Source organism: Anabaena sp. FACHB-595 (genome assembly GCF_048568275.1).
GTDB lineage: Bacteria > Cyanobacteriota > Cyanobacteriia > Cyanobacteriales > Nostocaceae > Trichormus.
In genome coordinates this window covers 5,099,353-5,117,802 of the sequence record NZ_CP183473.1, presented here as the reverse complement: position 1 = coordinate 5,117,802, position 18,450 = coordinate 5,099,353, and the positions used below count along the sequence as shown (strand labels likewise).

At 42.9% G+C, this 18,450-nt stretch carries 16 protein-coding genes; 9 read left to right on the top strand and 7 right to left on the bottom strand.

Features of this window, described 5'->3' with window-relative positions:
- Positions 1–97: 97 nt before the first annotated feature.
- From hpnH to ACN222_RS21340, 3 genes are all read right to left on the bottom strand, one after another.
- Positions 98–1,114 carry an adenosyl-hopene transferase HpnH gene (hpnH, locus tag ACN222_RS21350; RefSeq protein WP_010998407.1) on the bottom strand — a complete coding sequence of 339 codons (1,017 nt, stop codon included), beginning with the start codon at positions 1,112–1,114 and terminating at the stop codon, positions 98–100.
- Positions 1,115–1,201: 87 nt separating this feature from the next.
- Positions 1,202–2,185 carry a hopanoid-associated sugar epimerase gene (gene hpnA / locus ACN222_RS21345; RefSeq protein ID WP_010998406.1) on the bottom strand — a complete coding sequence of 328 codons (984 nt, stop codon included), beginning with the start codon at positions 2,183–2,185 and terminating at the stop codon, positions 1,202–1,204.
- Positions 2,185–4,797 (bottom strand): efflux RND transporter permease subunit, encoded by a 2,613-nt coding sequence (locus ACN222_RS21340; RefSeq protein WP_231865573.1) that lies wholly within the window; start codon positions 4,795–4,797, stop codon positions 2,185–2,187. The genes hpnA and ACN222_RS21340 overlap by 1 nt, the downstream gene beginning before the upstream one ends.
- On the opposite strand from ACN222_RS21340, the gene ACN222_RS21335 reads away from it, so the two are divergent.
- Together ACN222_RS21335 and ACN222_RS21330 are read left to right on the top strand one after the other, a co-directional pair.
- Complete coding sequence (locus ACN222_RS21335) at positions 4,733–4,969, top strand: hypothetical protein (RefSeq protein ID WP_010998404.1); 237 nt, start codon at positions 4,733–4,735, stop codon at positions 4,967–4,969. The genes ACN222_RS21340 and ACN222_RS21335 overlap by 65 nt on opposite strands.
- A 210-nt stretch (positions 4,970–5,179) precedes the next feature.
- The gene (locus tag ACN222_RS21330) at positions 5,180–5,830 is read left to right on the top strand and encodes a phosphorylase (protein WP_044522136.1); all 651 of its coding nucleotides are present in this window, start codon (positions 5,180–5,182) and stop codon (positions 5,828–5,830) included.
- On the opposite strand, the gene ACN222_RS21325 is transcribed toward ACN222_RS21330, so the two are convergent.
- Positions 5,831–6,292: a hypothetical protein gene (locus ACN222_RS21325; RefSeq protein ID WP_044522134.1), complete on the bottom strand. Its 462-nt coding sequence runs from the start codon at positions 6,290–6,292 to the stop codon at positions 5,831–5,833.
- Between the two features lie 136 nt (positions 6,293–6,428).
- Between ACN222_RS21325 and petN the strand changes: the two genes are divergently transcribed.
- The 4 genes from petN to ACN222_RS21305 all read left to right on the top strand — a co-directional run bounded on the left by petN (position 6,429) and on the right by ACN222_RS21305 (position 10,658).
- On the top strand, positions 6,429–6,518 hold the full coding sequence (petN, locus tag ACN222_RS21320) for a cytochrome b6-f complex subunit PetN (RefSeq protein WP_010998401.1): 90 nt from the start codon (positions 6,429–6,431) through the stop codon (positions 6,516–6,518).
- Positions 6,519–6,525: 7 nt separating this feature from the next.
- Entirely contained in the window at positions 6,526–6,687 is a 162-nt protein-coding gene (locus ACN222_RS21315; protein WP_010998400.1) for a hypothetical protein, read from the top strand.
- Between the two features lie 219 nt (positions 6,688–6,906).
- Positions 6,907–10,017: a GAF domain-containing protein gene (locus ACN222_RS21310; RefSeq protein ID WP_010998399.1), complete on the top strand. Its 3,111-nt coding sequence runs from the start codon at positions 6,907–6,909 to the stop codon at positions 10,015–10,017.
- A 203-nt stretch (positions 10,018–10,220) separates the two neighbouring features.
- Entirely contained in the window at positions 10,221–10,658 is a 438-nt protein-coding gene (locus ACN222_RS21305) for a hypothetical protein (protein ID WP_010998398.1), read from the top strand.
- 13 nt (positions 10,659–10,671) lie between these two features.
- On the opposite strand, the gene ACN222_RS21300 is transcribed toward ACN222_RS21305, so the two are convergent.
- Positions 10,672–11,124 (bottom strand): hypothetical protein, encoded by a 453-nt coding sequence (locus tag ACN222_RS21300; protein ID WP_010998397.1) that lies wholly within the window; start codon positions 11,122–11,124, stop codon positions 10,672–10,674.
- Positions 11,125–11,195: 71 nt separating this feature from the next.
- The gene (locus ACN222_RS21295; protein WP_190449730.1) at positions 11,196–11,888 is read right to left on the bottom strand and encodes a hypothetical protein; all 693 of its coding nucleotides are present in this window, start codon (positions 11,886–11,888) and stop codon (positions 11,196–11,198) included.
- A 618-nt stretch (positions 11,889–12,506) separates the two neighbouring features.
- On the opposite strand from ACN222_RS21295, the gene acs reads away from it, so the two are divergent.
- Positions 12,507–14,480: an acetate--CoA ligase gene (gene acs / locus ACN222_RS21290; RefSeq protein ID WP_096637192.1), complete on the top strand. Its 1,974-nt coding sequence runs from the start codon at positions 12,507–12,509 to the stop codon at positions 14,478–14,480.
- 234 nt (positions 14,481–14,714) lie between these two features.
- Here the strand turns inward: acs and ACN222_RS21285 are convergent, their stop codons facing one another.
- A complete protein-coding gene (locus tag ACN222_RS21285) occupies positions 14,715–16,004 on the bottom strand; it encodes a Glu/Leu/Phe/Val family dehydrogenase (RefSeq protein WP_044522128.1) in 1,290 nt (429 codons plus the stop codon).
- Positions 16,005–16,682: 678 nt separating this feature from the next.
- Here ACN222_RS21285 and ACN222_RS21280 point away from each other — a divergent pair.
- Both ACN222_RS21280 and ACN222_RS21275 read left to right on the top strand, forming a co-directional pair.
- Positions 16,683–17,870, top strand: a complete 1,188-nt coding sequence (locus ACN222_RS21280) for a HetZ-related protein 2 (RefSeq protein WP_044522125.1) — start codon at positions 16,683–16,685, stop codon at positions 17,868–17,870.
- Between the two features lie 213 nt (positions 17,871–18,083).
- A complete protein-coding gene (locus ACN222_RS21275) occupies positions 18,084–18,350 on the top strand; it encodes a hypothetical protein (protein ID WP_190449732.1) in 267 nt (88 codons plus the stop codon).
- Positions 18,351–18,450: the final 100 nt, after the last annotated feature.

Sequence of the window (18,450 nt, the reverse complement as noted above, 5' to 3'; positions counted from 1 at the left end):
ACAGATACTTGGATTTTTATACACAAGCACAGACTACGCCAACAATAATCTTATGAGTGCTGTTCCCCAATCCCCAGCACCCATTACCTCATCCCTACTATCTACCAAACACACTCCCAAGAGAACGGGTAATATTTTGCGGTTGCATAGCATCCATTGCGGCGGTAGGTTCGTAGCCACAGTGAACCATGCAATCTGCACACTTGGGATTACCACTGGCGCGGCCGTATTTGCTCCAGTCTGTTTCTGCTAGCAGTTGTTTGAAGCTGGTGTAATGTCCTTCATTCAAAAGATAACAGGGTTTTTGCCAACCGAGAACGCTATAACTAGGGCTACCCCAAGGCGTGCATTCGTAATCTTTCTCACCGACAAGAAAGTCTAGAAATAAGGGGTTGTGGTTAAAATTCCAGTTTTTCTTGCCAGTTTTATAGGGTGTGAGGATTTCCCGAAACAGGGCGCGTGTTTGCTCGCGTTTGAGAAAATGGTCTTGATCTGGGGCCCAGTCGTAACTATAACCTGGGGAAATCATCATGCCATCAGTGTTGAGGGTTTCTAGGAAATCGAAAAATTCCTGCATTTCCTGGGGATCACAACCTTCAAAAATAGTCGTGTTGGTGGTGACGCGGAAACCTTTGGCTTTGGCAGCTTTGATGGCTTTGACGGCAATATCAAACACCCCTTTTCGATCTACACATTTATCATGCCACTCCTGCAAACCGTCTAAATGCACACTAAAAGTCAAGTAGGGGGAGGGTTGAAATTTATCTAGGCTCTTTTCCAATAACAAGCCATTGGTACACAAATAAACATACTTTTTCCGTTCAACTAAACCCTTGACAATCTCGTCAATCTGGGGATGCAGTAGGGGTTCTCCCCCAGGAATAGAAACCACTGGTGCGCCACATTCATCTACTGCGGCAAAGCATTGTTGGGGAGTCAAATTCTGTTTCAATATCTCTGTAGGATGCTGAATTTTCCCACAACCAGAACACGCTAGATTACAGCGAAACAGTGGTTCTAGCATCAATACCAAGGGAAAACGTTTGCGTCCTAAAAAACGTTGCGTAACTAAATACTTACCAATATCGATCGCTTGTTGTAAGTTAACCGCCACTGTATTACTCCTCAATAGTCATTAGTCAGTTGTTAGTTGTCAGTTGTCAGTTGCTAATAGTTTTCTTCTCCCTGCCTCTTTTTCACCTCACTTGACATAACCTTGGGAAACAAACCAATTCACCGCATCTTTCAAGGCAATATCGACAGGAGATTGGGGTAAACCTAATTCTTTGACGGCTTTTGAGGCATCGTAGTACATGGTTTGTTGTGCCATACGGACACCATCTATAGGGACTGAGGGAGTTTTTCCCAAGGGTGCGAGAATCTTTTCTTCCATCCAGGCGACGCTTAGGGGTAACCAGCCTGGGACAGTCCATTGGGGTGCGGGTAAACCTGTGATTTCTGCCAGTTTCTCAAGTAGTTGCTGGAGGCTGAGGTTTTGATGACCTAAGATATAGCGATCGCCACTTTTGCCTTTTTCCAAGGCTAGTAAATGTCCCCAAGCTACATCCCGCACATCGATTAAATTCAGCCCTGTATTCACATAAGCGGGCATTTGTCGCCGCAGGAACCGCAGAATAATATCGCCAGTGGGTGTAGGTTTGATATCCCAGGGGCCGATGGGGGTGCTGGGGTTAACGATGACGATATCTTGTCCCTTGGCTGCGGCTTGTACAGCTTCCTGTTCTGCAAGAAACTTGGACTTTTTGTAATGTCCAATTAGCTTATCTACGGGACTTTGATAAGTTTCATCTGCAATTTCACCAGAGGGGTTGACCCCAATAGCGGCTACGGAACTGGTGTAAACAGTACGTTCAATTCCAGCTTTTTGGGCTGCTTCTAACACCTGAAAAGTTCCGAGGACATTGTTTTGATAGAGTAAATCACGGTCTTTTTGCCACAGGGAGTATTGGGCTGCGACATGAAACAGATAGCGACAACCAGACATCTGTTGCCAAAGGAACTGATTATCGAAATCTCCTTCGACAATTTCCACGTCTAAACCGCGTAAATTACCCAGATTGCTCTGAGGACGGACTAGGGTTTTGACCGTGTATCCTTGTTGCAGCAGCAATCGCACTAGATTAGCACCAACAAAACCCGTAGCCCCCGTGACAAAGACCCGCATTAGTTTCTCTCCTTGTGGGCAAACCGGGGAAACCAATCGTCCAAAATGGCGTATACCACGGGTATCACAATCAAACTGAGGATGGTAGAAGTTACCAGTCCACCAGCGATCGCTACAGCCATAGGCGATCGCAATTCTGAACCCGCACCCAAACCCAAGGCGATGGGTAACATTCCTAACAGGGTGGAAATGGTGGTCATGATGATGGGGCGCAAACGTACCGGGCCTGCCTTGAGAATCGCCTCTGTACGGTTTAAGCCAGCTTGACGTAGTTGGTTGATGTAATCTACTAGGACAATGGCGTTTTTATTGGCTAACCCCAGTAAGAAGACAAAACCAATCAGGGAAATCATCCCAAAGTCACTCTTGGTAAAGAGTAACGCCAGCATTGCACCCACAATGGACAGAGGTAAGGAAACGCCGATTACTATTGGGTCTATCCAACTTTTGAACAATAAAACTAGTACGACGATAATGCACAGTGCTGACAACGCCAAAGTGGAAGCAAAGCTACCAAAAACCTCGCTTTGGCGTGCCGAATCTCCTCCCAAATTTAATGTGATGCCAGCAGGTAAGATGGGCTGGGCTTCCGCTACTATCTTATCAGTAGCATTACCTAGAGATAAATCCTGTCCCAAGTTAGCGCTGATATAAGCTACCCGTTGATTATTCAGCCGTTCAATTTGCAAAACCTGATCCTGAGTATTGGTTTCGCCGGTAACTGTGACATCAGCGAATCCGGGTATTTTCTCGATGCGCTCTTTAATTTTCTTAGCGGTTTGATTGAGAGCTTGTAAATCGTTACCGCTTAATGCTACTTGTAGAGGTTTTTGTCCACCCGTATCAACAAATTGAATATCTTCCACACTGGTAGTTACGCCAGGGAGACTAGGCAAAGTTGAGCGTAATTGGTCTTGTAATTCCGCAGTCTGGATTTTACGGTCTTCCTTTAGCTTCACATACAGTGTTCCTTTATTCGGCTCACCCTCACGAGAACCAACTGTGGTAAAAACTGTTTCTACATCTGGGGATTTTCTCACTACCTCTTCTAGTTTTTTGGCTGCTTCTAGAGAGTCGTTGAGGGGATTGGGGATTGGGGATTGGGGATTGGGGATTGGGGACTGGGTAATATTACTTCTTTGTCCTGCTCCTGCTTGTAGTTGTAAAGCTGCCAAGTCTGGGATTTTGGGTAAGGGTGCGGTGTAGGTGATGTTGAATTCACCCCGGTCTAGTTTGGGAATAAAGCCTTTTGGGATGAATGGTATTAATGCTATACCAGCAACAAAACTGAGTACGGCTAAGGTGATGACTGTTTTGCGGTGATTTAAAGACCAGTTGAGTAAGTTTCGATAAAATTGGGTAAATTTTCCCCAGATATTGGCTTCACTTCGTTGAGAAGTTTGTGTGGCAGGTTTTAGCCAATAGGTAGCCAAAACTGGTGATAGGGTACGAGCAACCAAGGTAGAAGCTATATAGGAAGCCGAAACCGTGATTCCAAAAGGCTTGAAGAATTGCCCAACTACTCCACCCATCAAACCGATGGGTAAGAATACTGCTACGGCGGCGGCGGTAGTGGCGACGACGGCCAAACCAATTTCGTCTGTGGCTGAGTGAGCAGCTTGGCGGGGGGTTTCGCCTTCTTCAATGTGCCGTAAGATATTTTCTACATCAAGGATGGCATCATCAATTACACTCCCAATGACTAATGCTAGAGCCAGTAAGGTAATGGTTTCTAGATTGAAGCCAAAAATCGCCATCACGATAAATGTCGCCAGCAAGGATGTAGGAATAGCCAATGCGGAGATAAAAGTTGCCCGCCAATTCCATAAAAAGGGATAAATCACCACAATGGACAAGATGATCGCCTCTATGAGGGCATCTATGGTTGACTTAGTGGCCTGGCGGATATATTCTGCTTGAGTCGCGGCTAAGGTAAGTTTGACATCTTGGAGATTAGCACGGAGCTTCTGCACTTCTTGTTCGACTCGACTAACAACTTCTAAGGTGTTAGCGTTACCACGTTTAATTACTTGAAATGCCAATGCTGATTGACCATTGAACCTGACTAGAGTGCCTGCACCTTGACTAAGAGCCGCAAGGCTATCACTGGCAGCATTCAGGGGTGGTGAGGCAGTCGGAGCGCCCAACAGCGACACTTTGAGGACTCCTGGTAACTTAGCGATCGCTGGTGTAATCTGGTCTTGAGCTAACTTTGTTAAATCTGCCAGATTCCGAGAATTACTCTCAATGGCATAACTCACAGCAGCAGACTCATTCAAGTTCAAGGGAATAGTTTTGTAACTTGCGCCTTGAGGAAGGTTTAACTGCTTGAGTGCTGCTTCGACCTTACTAGTGGAAGTTTCGAGATTTGTTCCTACACTAAAAGCCAGACTCACAGCAGCCTGACCAGGATAGCTAGATGAGCGGAGATTATCTAGTCCTTCTAAAGAACGCAGACTCTCTTCTATAGGTATGGTAAGCTTTGCTTCAGTATCCACGGCAGTTTTCAGAGGAGCCGTAGCATTTACCACCACTACCGGAAAGGTAATGTCTGGAAACAAAGCATACTTAAGGGAACTGAAAGCCAGCGCGCCAGCTACCGCTACGGCAATCCAAAAACTGACAGTCAGCCACGAATACTCAATTGCCCATCGGGAAAAATTGAAGCGTTGTCGTGCCGATTTTGAGCTAGTTAGCTTTACCATCTTGGAAATTCATCAGGCGGAAGACACATTTAATTGTCATGCTACAGTAATCCTTGACACTTTGCGAGTCGAAGAGTAAGCGGAGTACAGAGCAGGGGTGTAAGGGTAAACTATTGACAACTGACTAATGGCCTTTTTTGAATTCAAAATGCAAAATAGCCTGCGGCAAGGCTACGCCAACAAGCTCCCACTAATTGTCTTTAATTTTGAATTTTGAATTTTGAATTTTGAATTGGAGCGAAGCGACTTGACTATCAACACAATTCTTGTGCCACAAGGTTCTGAATACATGGCTGTGTGTCGCGGCTTAAGTCGAGTCACTGGTAAAACGCCTAAAATTATACCAGTGCCAGTAGGTAAAAAGCCGTTAACAAAATACCTCCAACAATTGCCAAAGCAGGAATACTCTACCGGTTATTTACAACCAAAAGTCTTGGTTGTGGGTCTATGTGGCAGCTTAACCCCGCAAGATTGTATTGGGAATGTGGTGTTGTATGAAAGTTGTATTTATCAGGAACAATTGCAAATCTGCGATTTTGCTTTCACTATAGAAATACACTCAGCACTAAAAACTCATTATCCAACACTGAAGTTAGTTAAGTCATTGACAAGCGATCGCGTTATTTGCTCTGCTTCAGAAAAACAATATCTTGGCAAAACCTTAGGTGCTGATGTCGTTGATATGGAAGGATTTACTACCCTAGAGTATTTCAATGGATCTGGTGTAGCAGTAGCTATGCTTAGGGTAGTTAGCGATGATTGCCATCACAATATCCCTGACATCACAGCAGCCATCAATCCCGACGGTTCTCTACAACCTTTATCCTTAGCATTAAGATTCCTGGGTCAACCTATTGCAGCCGCTAGGCTAATTCAAGGTTCCCTGCGGGGACTAAAAGTGTTGGAAGAAGTGACAAAATCACTGGTTGCTGAATTGTAATTAACTTGATGGAAAAGATTTCACCCAACCGAGTTGGATAGCCAGATCAAGAGCGATCGCTGCCGTCGCAAACCACAATATACTTTCACTAGCCATGACTATACAAGGTAAAATTGTGTTGCTGCTACTCCACCCCATTTCTACCTGAGTTAATCCCCGCACCAAACCAAAAGCCATCACAGCACCATCTTTCAGATGAGAATTTTGATCTGTGCGGATAATATAGCGGTAAGTAATACCAAATAATAAACCAGAGAAACCAGCGATCGCTCCACTCAAAAACCAAGACAAGTTAACATCTATTTGCAGACTTACGAGTGTGGGAAAATACTTTGCCAAAACTAGAGTATTCAGCAAACTGGTGACAATAAAAGCCAAACCCAGCGAAAATCCGCCAATCATACCAGCCTTAATGGATTCTATCCGTTCAGCCATTACTGGCTCATCAAAAATTCTATTCATGATAAATCTTGGACTCACAGCAGCGATCAACTAGAGATGGAACATGAGAAAATTGCCCAATACCCAATCCCCAATACCCAGTCCCCAGTATGATAAATAGTAGAGACATTTTGTAAATAATTTCCAAAGAGAGACTATGGCGATTTTGACACTTGGTTGGGTATCACTGTTAGTTGTGTTTACTTGGTCGATTGCGATGGTAGTTTGGGGACGTAACGGACTATAGGGGAATCGTGGAAAGTCCATTCCTAAGTATTTTGGCTCTAGTCGCCTTAGTGCTGTTACTATCTGTTACAGGTGGCGTTGTTTATTTAACGGTAGCAGACTGGCGCGATCGCCGTCTTCGAGAAAATGAAAAGCGCACACTCCGAAGCAGCACTCCCAAACGGCGATAATTCTCAAGCGACAAATTGAACGCAGTTTTACAAAAATCTTCTTCCAGGGACATGATTCTATCGTGTCCCTAAATTTTTATGTTTCTGTGGGTGTCATTCGTCAATAGTCATTAGTTTTTCCACCTGCTCCTCTGCACCCCACTCTCTACTTGTTACATTTCTCCTCCTTCGGGGAACTCTGAGATAGAAGGCCTTGCGATATTTTAAGTCCTACAGGGAATGGAAAACTCTTCTACGGTACAACCCATACAAACAACTTGTGAGCGAGAATCTCAACCAGATATGAAGACAGCTCTTTCGGGGGTAGTTAGTCGGATTCGCCAGTCTCTGGACATAGAAATAATATTCCAAATTACCGTTACGGAAGTGCGTCAATTATTAAATGCTGATCGGGTAGGAGTATTCCGTTTCTATCCTGAGTTGAGATGGGAAGGGGAATTTATTTATGAAGATGTGGGTTCTGAATGGATTTCAGTGTTGACATCCGAATTAAGCGATGGACTATCCCATACCCCAGGCTATGACTGCTTTGCTGAGGAATTTGCTCAACCTTATCAGCAAGGCACAATCAAGGCAATAGATAATATCTACCAAGCGGGAATTAGTGATGATCACATTCAGATGCTGGAAAAGTTGCAAGTACGTGCTAACGTAGCTGCTCCTTTAATAAAAGGAAAAGAGTTGTGGGGATTATTATGTGTTCATCAGTGTAGTACTCCTCGACAATGGGAAGCATCAGAAATTGAGTTTGTGCAATTGATTGCTGAACATTTGGGAGTGGCTTTACAGCAAGCAGATTATCTAGAACAGGTAAAAGCACAATCAGCACAACTAGCACAAGCCAAGGCTAGAGTAACAGCCGCAGAATGGCAAAGAAGTATGGCGATCGCTATCGAGAAAATTCGCCAATCCCTTGATTTAGAAAGCATTTTTCGCACTAGTACCATAGAAATTAGAAAGCTAGTGAATGCTGACCGTGTAGCCATTTACCGTTTCAATCCAGATTGGAGTGGTGAATTTGTCTTTGAATCTTTGGCTGATGGTTGGATTTCTTTGATAGATGAACAAGAAAAGCAACCGGAATTACGAAAGAACGTCAGCGAATGTAGCGCCAAAGATTTAGCATCTACCCCAGTAGTAGATACTTACTTACAAGAAACCAGAGGTGGTAGCTTCACCAAATGTGAAATTTACCGTGTCTGTAATGATATTTATAATGCAGGCTTTAGCGACTGCTACATCAAAGTATTAGAAACTTATCAAGCTAGAGCTTATGTAATTATTGCTATTTACCACGGTCAAAAACTTTGGGGCTTATTAGCAATCTATCAAAATACAGGCATACGTGATTGGCAAGATGATGAGGTATACTTACTTACTCAAGTCAGCACCCAGTTAGGTGTAGCATTGCAGCAAGCCGAAAATCTACAGCAAATGCAAACTCAAGCAACCGAAATTGCTAAAGCTGCTGAACGACAAAGAGCGCTGGCTAACACTGTAGAGAAAATTCGCCGTTCTCTTGACCTTGATACCATCTTTAAAACTGCCACTCAAGAAGTGCTAAGTTTATTAGGTGTAGAGCGGGTAGCAATTTATCGCTTTTACCCCGACTGGAGTGGTGAATTTGTCGCCGATTCCATTGTTGATGGTTGGACACCCGTAGTTAAGCCACAAGCTGTTACAGAACGTCTACTGCTCCAAGAAACACAAGCAGGTAAATATGCACGGAATGAAGTTTTTGTTCCTATTTCTCAAGGGGATAAGTTATGGGGTTTGCTAGTAGCCTATCAAAACTCCCAACCCCGTTATTGGCAGGATGAAGAAATTAACTTATTGGCTCAAGTTGGTATACAGCTAGGTGTAGCCTTACAGCAAGCAGAAACCTTGCAACAGTTACAGGTGCAGGCTGCACAATTGGCTAAAGCCGCCGCACGAGAACGCAAAGCAGCAGAGAGAGAAAAAGCATTAGCAGCTACAGTAGAGAAAATTCGCCGTTCTCTTGATTTAAATACTATCTTTGCTACTAGTACTCAAGAAGTCCGACGATTATTGGAAGTTGATCGCGTAATTATTTACCGTTTCCAACCTGATTGGAGTGGGGAATTTGTCGCTGAATCCTTGGGTAATGGTTGGACACCAGTCAGTAAACTTCTCACTGTGATTGCAGACGATTACTTGCAAAAAACTCAAGGTGAATATTTTATCAACGGTAAAATTCTAGTTGTTAAAGACATTTACAGCCAAGATTATTCTAGATACCATATTGCCCTCATCGAAGCGATGGAAGCCAGAGCATATATAGTTGTGCCAATTTTCCAAGGCGAAAGACTGTGGGGATTACTAGCTGCTTATCAAAATACTCAACCCCGTGATTGGCAAGAGGAGGAAGTAGATTTACTAGTGCAGATTGCTAATCAATTAGGTGTAGGACTCCAGCAAGCAGAATTACTCGAACAAACACATCGTCAAAAGGAAGAAATCACTCAAACACTCAAAGAATTACAGGTGACTCAAAGCCAGTTAATTCAAAGTGAAAAAATGGCTGGTTTAGGACAACTAGTGGCGGGTATTGCACACGAAATCAACAATCCCATTAGTTTTATTTACGGTAACATCACTTATGTTACTGAACACATCGAGAATTTATTTCAATTGCTGCATATTTATCAAAAAAACTATCCTAAACCAAAAGCAGAAATCCAAGAACAGATAACAGCATTAGATTTAGACTTTATTACTGATGATGTAGCGAAAATTCTCAGTTCCATAAAATTTGGTGCAGAGCGCATTTCTCAATTAGTCTTATCACTAAGGATTTTTGCTCGACTTAACGAAGCAGAAACGAAAATGGTGAATCTCCATGAAGGTATTGATAGTACTCTGCTGATATTACAACATCGCTTGCAAGCAAATACTAATATTGTGGAGATTGAAGTAATCAAAGAATATGGTGATTTACCTGGAATTCTCTGCTATGCAGCCCAAATGAATCAAGCATTCATGAATATCATCAATAATGCAATCGATGCACTAGAAAAGTCAAGATTGATAGGTGAAATAGTAGATACACCACAAATTAAAATTAGTACGAAATTCATCAATAATAATACAGTGTTAATTTGCATTGCTGATAATGGTTGTGGGATTCCCGAAGAAATGCGATCGCGGATTTTTGAACCGTTTTTCACTACCAAAGAACCAGGACAAGGTACTGGTTTAGGTTTGTCTATTAGCTATCAAATTGTTGTAGAAAAACACGGCGGGCAAATTAAGTGTATTTCTGAATTAGGTAAAGGTTCGGAATTTTTGATAGAAATCCCTATCAAGTAGCCAATAATTTGAGCAGTTCTGTTGCGCTGAAGAAAACTCTCCTAGAGGAAATCCGGAAAGATGTATAAATTTTTTGTAGTTACATAGCCACAAAAATGATTTTTTCATCTATCACGACTCCCCAGGCATCTGGATCATATTCGAGATTAGTGTAAAATCATGCAATAAAAACCTTTGTGTATACGTAAAAACAGGTATTTTCCATGCTTATTGGTAATTTCAGGCTGCATCCCCAAAAATTAATTTGTTGCTTAAGTATTGTCGGTGCTTCTTTGGGTGTAATAATTCCTCAGGCCGCTTACCCCCAAACCACTAGTGTTCCCGTGATTAGGATTTTAAGGGTTACGGTTGCTGGCGGTACAACTTTTAAGTTGCAAGAGAATTGGTTTCGCCAGTCAACGGAAATTACAGACAATAACAAAAAATGTGGCGTGAGGACGGGAGAAAAGTTTTTTGTCTCTTCTATTAGCGATAATCGTAATAATAATGCCGAGTACCGTGAAGGGAATCGGGTGGAAAAAGTCAAAGATTACTATACAGTGACTTTTGAGAAACCATTACCTTGCAATCGCACAAATCAAACATGGTATATATTTAAAAACCATGTAGAACAATTACAGGCTATACCTATTCGCCGCTAGTATCTGAAGTTTTTTACAGAATTTCCGATAATTTCTGTACCAAACTATTCGCTAAATCCAAAATAGCAATCTCAGAATTTTTATCGTTAGCTAATAGATGCTTGATAGCAGTTAACCTTTGTTCTGTTGGATATTGCCAGCATTCTTCTAGGTTGACTGCTATATCAAATAGTGAACGATGGCATTCCACCGACTGTAGGTCATCGCCTAAATGTCTTCTTAACCTGAGAGCTACATTATCATCGCTGATCAAAAATTCTTTGATTTTACTTAGTACTGAACTAGTAAATATTTCTTCATCTCCCCATGTTTCTAACCAATCTCCGTGAGCATCTTCAACGTAAATGTGGATGAAATTTATCCCATAATTGAGCCAGTCTTCCTGCATTTTTCTGGCTGTTGCTAATGCTTCTGTAAATTCGTCCACCTGATTTGTGTAGCTATTAGTTTCTCTTTGATTAGCCATATCAAGCTTTAATGGGCAGATAAATTAGATAGTTGACAGCAGAAGTTTTGAGTATCGGACTTTCAAGATAATTAAGAGAAATTTAAGTACTTACCACCAGCAAGGTAATCACTGTTATAAAGTGCTACATTAACTAACTGGTTGACAAAATTAGCGTCTTGAGGGTTGTAACTCAAAAATAACCCTCTTTGTATTTCCCACGATCGCAATGTGTTTTCCCAAGCCTGGTATTTTTGTTGATGCAATTCTTTACTGACGCTGGTAACTTGAATACACAATGGTTGTTGGTGATGATTACTAACGATTAAATCCGTTGCCATCGAAAGGTCTGCGATGTAGCGCTGCCAAAAACTCCCGTCTCGACTGGCAATATCTTGCGCTATTGATTTAATGATATCATCATCGCCTTGATTAAACTCTCCTGCCATCAATTTTTGTTTCCAAATGTAGAACTTGGAGTCACTAGCATTAATCCATTTGGGAAACAGATAACCGTACCAATATCTTTCATTAGCAGTCATCTGGGCAAATTTTGCTTGTTGTTCTTCAGGGGAAGGTAATGATTTCAGTATCAGCCAGATGGTAGAGTCGGTAATTACCTCTAAAAGAAATGCCAAGACATAGGGTTTTGCTGTCAGAGAACCTGGCTTGATATTTTTTACCCAACGATTAATTTCATCCAATCTTCTGGCTAAATTGGGGTCTATGGATGATGACTGCTCAATGAGGGAATGGAGTTTGTCCTTAATGTCTTTTGCTTGCAAACTATGGCTAACTTTCAAGAACTTACGCTTTTTTCCAATTTATACCTAAATTTTACTGACTACTAACTTATTTAACAAAAATATCAAATGTATCTTCATACAACATATCAACCTAAATAGATTAATTTGTTTAAGCAGTAGTAGAGTTTACCCTTGGGGGATAAAAATTAGTAGCCCATTATTATATCATCTAAGTCTTATCTATTGTCTTACCTGTAATAATTTTGAGGCGCGACAGCATAGCTTGTAACCAAATAGAACTAATAAGAATGGCGATGACCTCCAATCATTCATTCATGTAGAGTCTGTCTTTGCTACGCAACGCTACCGCGAACGACACACTCCGCGTACACCAGGGAACCTAGAGAAGACCATAGCTACTTATTTTATTTATCAGTGGTATAAAGACAAACATTGATTGTTTCGACCTTCTAGTACCTACAGCAGTTATCAGGGAATTTCCGTAGACTGATAACATTATCCTTGCCTAACTGTCGAGGTCATAATGATAATAACTAGGTAATTACCGCTTACTTAGCTTAATGAAAATCTAAATATTGTTGGACACAACTCCGATAAAAATAGTTTTCAGTAACAATACTACTCATCCTTATAACTATGTCTCAGCCAACTATAGAGTCAATTCTGCAAGAAAAACGTTTATTTCCTCCCAGTACCGAGTTTTCCCAAAATGCCCAGATTAAAAGTCTAGAAGATTACCAACGTCTTTATGACAAAGCCAAAGCTGATCCGCAAAAATTTTGGGCAGAATTAGCCGAAACAGAATTGCACTGGTTCCAAAAATGGGACACAGTACTAGATTGGCAAGCACCTTTTGCTAAGTGGTTCGTGGGTGGGAAGATTAACATTTCCTACAACTGTTTAGATAGACATCTCACAACCTGGCGGAAAAATAAAGCCGCGTTGATTTGGGAAGGGGAACCAGGAGATTCCCGTACTTTAACTTATGCCCAATTGCATCGGGAAGTTTGCCAGTTCGCCAACGTCTTGAAACAACTGGGAGTGCAGAAAGGCGATCGCGTCGGTATTTATATGCCGATGATACCGGAAGCCGCGATCGCTATGTTAGCCTGTGCCAGAATTGGCGCGCCTCATAGTGTGGTATTTGGTGGGTTTAGTGCGGAAGCATTGCGCGATCGCTTAATTGATGCCCAAGCCAAGGTAGTAGTTACAGCTGATGGTGGTTGGCGTAAAGATGCGATCGTTCCCTTGAAAGAACAGGTAGACAAAGCCTTGGCTGATGACGCTGTTCCCAGTGTGGAGAATGTCCTGGTTGTCAAGCGTACCGGACAAGATATTTATATGCAGTTGGGAGGACGAGATCATTGGTGGCACGATTTACAAAAAGGTGCATCGGCAGATTGTCCCGCCGAACCAATGGACAGCGAGGATTTACTCTTTGTCCTCTACACTTCTGGTAGCACAGGCAAACCCAAAGGTGTTGTCCACACCACTGGCGGTTATAACCTATATACTCACATGACCACCAAATGGATTTTCGACCTACAAGACACAGATGTATATTGGTGTACTGCCGATGTAGGCTGGATTACCGGACACAGTTACATTGTTTACGGCCCCCTCTCCAACGGTGCAACCACTCTGATGTATGAAGGTGCGCCTCGTGCCTCTAATCCTGGGTGTTTCTGGGATGTAATTGAAAAATACGGCGTGAATATTTTCTACACCGCACCCACCGCAATTCGCGCCTTCATTAAAATGGGCGAACACCATCCCAACGCCCGTAATCTTTCTTCTTTAAGATTATTAGGAACCGTCGGCGAACCCATCAACCCAGAAGCTTGGATGTGGTATCACAAAGTAATTGGTGGTGAACGCTGCCCCATAGTTGATACTTGGTGGCAAACGGAAACTGGCGGTATCATGATTACGCCTCTACCAGGGGCAATTTCCACTAAACCCGGTTCCGCTACCCTTCCCTTCCCCGGCATCCTGGCCGACATCGTTGATTTAGAAGGTAACACTGTACCGGAAAACGAAGGTGGTTACTTAGCAGTGCGTTATCCCTGGCCTGGGATGATGCGGACTGTCTACGGCGATCCGGAACGCTTCCGCCGCACCTACTGGGAACACATCCCCCCCAAAGATGGGAATTATACTTACTTTGCCGGCGATGGTGCAAGAAAAGATGAAGACGGCTATTTCTGGGTAATGGGGCGTGTGGATGATGTATTGAATGTGTCAGGACATCGCCTCGGTACAATGGAAGTAGAATCAGCTTTAGTGTCTCACCCAGCCGTAGCTGAGGCGGCAGTAGTGGGCAAACCAGATGACTTAAAAGGCGAAGAAGTGGTAGCTTTTGTCACCCTAGAAGGAACTTATCAAGCCAGCGAAGACTTGAGTAAAGCCCTCAAACAGCACGTAGTTCAGGAAATTGGGGCGATCGCTCGTCCTGGGGAAATCCGCTTTACTGACGCATTACCAAAGACGCGATCGGGTAAAATCATGCGCCGCTTACTACGAAATCTCGCCGCCGGACAAGAAGTTTCTGGCGATACTTCCACTCTGGAAGATAGAAGTGTCTTAGATAAATTACGCGAAGGTGCGTAATTAAAATACGAAGGTGCGTTACGGAAATTAGTCCTAACGCACCGAAAATCTAGGAGAGTAGGGAGTAAAATCTGGCGCTGCATAATTGTGAGATGATTTCTATCACGCAGTAGACGCTTTGCGGCTACTCTACGAGAACGCTAAGAGCGAACCCGCAGGGTGGCGCAGAGGCGCAGAGAGAATAAAGAGTTTATTTCATACCCAGTCCCCAATCCCCAATCCCCAGTCCCTTCCTCAAGGATAAAGACCGCGATCGCTCAACGCCTGAGCAACCCTACCCACACCCAAGGTATAAGCGGCTAATCGCAAAGGAACTTGCCGCATCTGTGACTGTTTAATAACTTGATGATAAGCTTGCACCATCAAGTGTTCCATTTCCCGATTGACACGCTCCTCATCCCAAAATAGGTAAGAAAGACCTTGCACCCACTCTAAATAACTCACCACCACACCCCCAGCATTCGCCAAGATGTCTGGTAGTACAGTCACACCCCGCCCTTCTAGAACTCGGTTAGCCTCCAAAGTCACCGGGCCATTAGCAGCTTCCGCCACAATTTGCGCCTGTATCTGGTCTACATTTTCCTCAGTGATTTGGTTTTCCAAAGCTGCGGGTATCAAAACATCGCAAGGTAAAGTTAGCAACTCTGCATTACTAATTGGTACTGCTTGGGGAAAACCCACAATACTCCGATGATTTTCCGCAGCGTAGGCTTTTAATGCCGGAATATCCAGACCATCAGACGCAAATAAACCTCCTGCACCTGTAGAAACAGCAAGAATTTTCGCTCCAGCTTGGTACAGTAATTCAGCCGCAGCACCGCCTACATTGCCAAAACCTTGAATAACTACTTTGACTCCCTCTAAGGTTCTGCCCATATCCGCCAGTGCTTCACGGACAATAATCATTACACCGCGTCCAGTTGCCATTTCCCGTCCCCGTGAACCACCGATAGAAATTGGCTTACCTGTGACAACCCCTGGGACTGCGTGACCAACATTCATAGAATAAGTGTCCATCATCCAAGCCATCTCACGGGCGGAAGTTCCCACATCTGGCGCTGGTATATCTACGGAAGGGCCGATATCTTTAATCAATTCACTTGTATAACGACGAGTAATTCTCTCTAATTCACCTACACTGTAGTGTTCGGGATCTATAGCAATACCTCCCTTCGCACCACCATAAGGAATACCCAATAGCGCACATTTCCAAGTCATTAGCATTGCTAGAGCAGATACTTCCCGCAGTGTCACAGCTGGATGGTAACGCGTTCCACCTTTGTAGGGGCCTAATATATCAGAATGCTGTACTCGATGTCCTGCTAGCACCCGGATGTCACCGTTATCTAATCTCACAGGTATAGAAACTGTCACAACTTTACGTGGGTGACTGAGAATTTCCAGCGCCCCTTGATCTAGCCTCAACTCTTTTGCGGCTGCTTCCAAGTAGCTACAAGCTTGATCAAATGGACAAATATGTGCTGGACTAGCACCTTCCAAAGGTAGGGTCGGCATTGAAACCATATGTTTTTCTCCTATTCGCCGCATTTTGGCGAATCAGATATATATGCCTAGCTTATCTTTGGTTTTTCAGAAAAATGGTGATTTTGTAGTTTTTGTTACATTTTTATGTTTTATAGAAAAAAGCCAGGTTTAAAACTGTGCTTCTCTTTGAGGCGCTAAAGCCTCTTGCGGGTGTAAAGCGGTATAGCTTCTCTGTCGGAGAGGCTGCACCAACGCTTAACGCGGAGCGTCATCCAGGAAACGTAGAGAAAGACAGAAAGAAATTTACACTCTCCATCCCTAAAAATACAAGATTATCCTCGCTAAATTCCCTGAAATGAAACTTATATGGCTAAAATAGCGTCTGAATAAGAGTGTATTATTTCCGCTCCTCTAGGTACAAAATGTTAGCTTTTCTAAACGCCTCTCAAAAAATTAGGCATCTGCACTTACTCTGGGTAAATGCCCCATCCGTGATTCCAACACATAAGTTTACAAAATTTTAATTTTGCCTAGATTGAAGCAAATGCTTGATATACAAGGATTTCCGCGACTTGAAGACGAAGAAAAATCCAGAAAAAGATAAATTCCTGCATAAAATTCGTCAATAAAGACGTAATAACAATGGAATCGTTGATACGTCCTCATCAAGATGACGGACTCACGGTGATTTGCTAGCTCACAAGATAAGTGCGACAAATGGGGGTTGTGATGCAAACTTTAAAACAGGGTTTCGAGGAGCGCAATCTCGCTATGGCAACGGAAGCAGAAAAACTAGCACAATTTTGGCGCAAGCGGCTAGCTGCGGAGTGTCCAGAACAAAATGTAGCTGCAATAGAGAGTATTATTCTCTGGCTGTTAGGTCGTGATGCACAACGATTGGATTTACTAAACCCTAAAGAACTTGAAATTGCCAAGCAAGCGATGGAATATCGCTGGAAGATTTTAAGTCAACGCTACTTGGGTGTAGGTCGAGAACGTGCTTATCGCAACCTGATCACTCGGCTGGGAAGTTTAGTCACATTACGGAATAAAATTCAAACCTGGATTGCTCTGAGCCGCGATCGCCAACGTGGTGTTCTTGATGTATTACAAGAAGTAATACAAGAATTGCTACAAAATGACACTTACATCCAACAGCAAATGGCGTACATCGCCGAGGTTGCTCTAGATAAGAGACTCAAAGATACTTTACTATTTGCGACTGTAGAAGAATATTGTTTACGACCAGTACGCAATCAGCCCTTGTTAGTTTATCGTTTTGTCAACTACCTGCGCCGTTCTCAACGCGGTGGGTTAACTCAAGTCCCTGGTGGTGACTTAGTTAGGCTAGTTTCCGAAGAAGTATTGACAGACGACAACGACAATCGAGTTAACCTAGTAGATAATCAAGCGATCGCTGAATATCAAGAAGCACAGCAAATAGAAGAACAACAAGCGCTGCGCCAGACAGTACAGCAAGAGTTTGCCAACTACTTACAAGAAAACCTGGGAACAGAAGCAGTAGAGTGGCTAAAACTGTATTTACAAGGCAAAACCCAAGATGAAATCGCCAAGAAATTAAATAAACCAATCAAAGAAATCTATCGACTGCGAGAAAAAATCAGCTACCACGCAGTGCGTGTCTTTGCCCTCAAGGGTAAACCAGAACTCGTAGATAACTGGCTGGCAATTTCCTTACAGGAAAATAACTTGGGTTTAACACAAAACCAATGGCAAGAACTCTACGAAAAATTAAGCCCTATTGCACGACAAATCTTGGATTTGCGGAAATCAGGCAACTCCACAGAAGCTGTAGCCCAACAATTAAACCTCAAACAGCATCAAGTCATGGGCGAATGGACTAAAGTTTATCTTGCAGCTCAAGCCATCAGAACGCAAGAGTAACTATGATGAGTGCTAAATACGGAGAACTGAGAACTGAGTGCTGAGGACTGAGTAGTGTTAGCAAGGTGAGGCGTAAGCCCTTGCTGAGTAAAAATTCTAGCCTCTAGCCTCTAGCTTCTTGGCGATTTAAATATATTTATTTTATAAAAATTCCTGAGCATCAAACTTTAGGTAGAATTCCGCAATTGTCACCAGGACAATTGGATGTATATCATGTCATCTTTAACTAGAAATTCATTATCTGGTAGTTGTTCTTTATATGGTGAGCTACTACCAAAACTATTTTTATACTATCTTGCTCTTCCTATGGCCGATAAACACCACAAAATTAAATTTCCTCTTTGGCAATATCTCAACCAACCATTGTTCAACCGCGACTTAGAACTTAATCCCCGACGTTTCGCCTACAGTTGGCGCATTGGACTGTTAAAACGGTGCTGGAGTAAGGAATGTGATGCCAAAGGGCCACAACAGCATTGATAATTGTTAAGCTATTACGCTTTTAAATTACATAGTCAAAAGAGGCAAGGGAGCAAGGGGGATAAATTGAGACGGAAGCTCAGACTCCGCCCCAATTAAG